The organism is Microcoleus sp. K1-B1 (assembly GCF_036704705.1).
GTDB lineage: Bacteria > Cyanobacteriota > Cyanobacteriia > Cyanobacteriales > Microcoleaceae > Microcoleus.
In genome coordinates this window covers 1-2,531 of record NZ_JAUBSH010000186.1, presented here as the reverse complement: position 1 = coordinate 2,531, position 2,531 = coordinate 1, and the positions used below count along the sequence as shown (strand labels likewise).

General features: G+C 42.6%; 2 protein-coding genes. Both read right to left on the bottom strand.

Features of this window, described 5'->3' with window-relative positions; translation table 11 throughout:
• Positions 1–253: 253 nt before the first annotated feature.
• Entirely contained in the window at positions 254–1,147 is an 894-nt protein-coding gene (locus QUA83_RS30240; RefSeq protein WP_333297897.1) for a hypothetical protein, read from the bottom strand.
• A gap of 156 nt (positions 1,148–1,303) precedes the next feature.
• Positions 1,304–2,379 (bottom strand): ISKra4 family transposase gene (locus tag QUA83_RS30235; RefSeq protein WP_333297895.1). Its coding sequence is split into 2 segments (ribosomal slippage): positions 1,304–2,226 and positions 2,226–2,379, totalling 1,077 coding nucleotides; the frame shifts between segments, so codons are not numbered across the junction.
• Positions 2,380–2,531 lie beyond the last annotated feature (152 nt).

The window sequence follows — 2,531 nt, the reverse complement described above, 5'->3', positions numbered from 1 at the left end:
TATCCTCGAATGCAGGAACCTCGCTCTATCTTAAAAGGTAAACAGGCCTTGCGATCGAGACTTTTTCAGTGACATTGGACTATAAATAACTCTTTCAGTCGTCTTCAGACGACTTCAGCTATGAGACAGGGGTTTCAACCCCTGGCGGACTGGCGGACTGGCGGACTATCGGACTGGCGGACTGGCGGACTATCGGACTAACCGAGGTTTCTGGCCATCTGTGTATAATCATGGATGAAAACCAGCCCCAAATTTATTTAGAAGGTTTAGAAGCTTCGGGACTTACAATTAACAATTGATCGCCGGATTGACTTTGTTGAATGGCAATCACGGGCGGGCGAGCGTTAGGGTCTTTTTGCTGTTCATTTGTTAAAGCCGGAAACAGATAAATCCAGTTTCCTCTCTCCAAAAGCAACCGCCAAACTCTAGGTTCTTTGGGGTTAGAAGTATCCGTGTCTGCCTTGCCTAGCCAGTCGTCAAATAAACCTTTATCGCCAATGAATTTATACTTTTCTAGAGTAAGTTTGTCATCAAAGACATTATTGAGCTTTCTGCCTAAAGCAATATTATCTGCCTTGGCGACTAAAGTAACTACCGGTAAAGTCGAAGTTTCGCCCGCGTCGCGTCGGGCATCGGCAATACCTTGGTGGTATGCTGACCAAAACAACACTAGCAATACCCAACCGACGATGATAATTTCGTCAACGAGCGATCGCAATAATTTGATAGAGTTCAATCTATTGATATTAAATCGCTGCCAAGACTTCAGGAAGCGATGAAGCAACCCTAATCTTCTTCTTCGAGCAGAGAAACGCCAACGTCTAGCTCTGCGATTAATTTTAGCAGCAACTGTCCTGTTTATACTATTAACCAGCCACAAAGTGAGGTAAATCGCCAGGGCTGTCAGCAGAAGGGCGATCGCACTTCTGAGTATTGTCCAGCCATCGCCTAAAAATACCTGAAGCGGTACTAAGAAAAACGATTCTACTGGTAAATCTAGGGTAGTTACATTTAGCTGAAAGCAGTAAAAATAAGACCAGCGATAAATCCAGCCGGTGAAAAACAAAGCGGCACTGAGTAAGCCAACAACACTGGCAAACTTGCCCAAAATATTCGATTCGGGAGTAGGTTGGGGAGAAGCAGTCACGGAATCACCTTCAACGGATGTGGAGTACCATTTTAGGACAGTAGCACGGGTAACGCTTATCCTTGAAGGGGGTTTAGGGGACGATGAAACGCAAAACACTTTCTATTCTAGTTGTAGCACTTGGGAGCATGTCACTTCTGTAGTGAGTAATGATACTCATGCAGGTTTTCGCTGATTACCAATTAAGCCGTTCAAGTAAGCACAACTCGGAGCTAATACTTGTCCCACATGTTCGGATTTCCAACTCGCTCCAGATATTTTAATTCGTCTGGCTATTTGCTTAATGCCTGATTCTACCGCTCCCGAACCAATAGAACAGATGCCATCAAGAGAGAAAACTTCATAGTTAATAATCCTTTCTTTGTGCTTTTCTAAATATTTGCAAAAATTCACTGCTGATTTTTTGTTGAGCTTTGTAAATAGAGCTAACGCACTCTCTACATTCCCTTTCCACAAGTAGGCTTCTGCTTGCTTGAGCCGCTTAATTGAACCGGCTACTTTCTGAAGATTTTCAGTGAGATGATACCAATCGAGAATTTCTCTTCTCTCCTGTTCACAAGTGATTTCCTTAAATATATTCCACACTCCATCATGTCCATCACCTAGGCAAGTTACAGGTTTTGCTAGCGGTTGTTTATTTGCCCAATCAATGATGATATCATTTTGATTGAAACTAGCCACTATACCAGCTTCCGACACAATTGCTTTATAGTCTTTCCATTCAGATTTTTGCCCTTTAGGTACCCTCAGTCGTACTTTTCCACCATCTGCACTTAGCTCCTCAATATCTTCTGTTGATATCGGTTCGCTGAAGTCTTGATAATGTACTAATATGAGTTGTGTTTTAGCCGGAACAGTCACTCCCGTTAGATACTTAATATCTTGGGCGGCATGCTTATAAGCAACATTGGCACTCAGTCTTAAGCAACAGTTTTCTAAATGTGGACTCAACCTACTAGCACTACCGCAGCCTAGTTTATCTGCTTGCTTCTGGGTGATACTTAAATTACCTAGGGTACTTTTTAAAGTCTTGATTCTTCCGGCTTTTGTACCGCTAGCTGAGCAGATAAAAAAAAGCCGATATGTGGTGTCACATGAGTCAAAACTTGGTCTCTCACGGCGAGTTCAATATCTTCTAATGTCTGCAAGGAATCAGGATTACAATCATCATAAAGGATGGCAGAAATAGCATCTAGATGTGTTTTAATTGTCTGTTGTTGTTCAGGTGTCATGATTATATATCCAGTGGGAAGAGATGATAATTATCGCCTATTATACTGCAATACTCCGGACAGTTTTTGAGACCTAGGCTGAAACCCTCATTCTACCGTTAGCATTTGACCTCACTGAGAAGGCTGAAACCCGCATTCTGCCGTTAGTGATT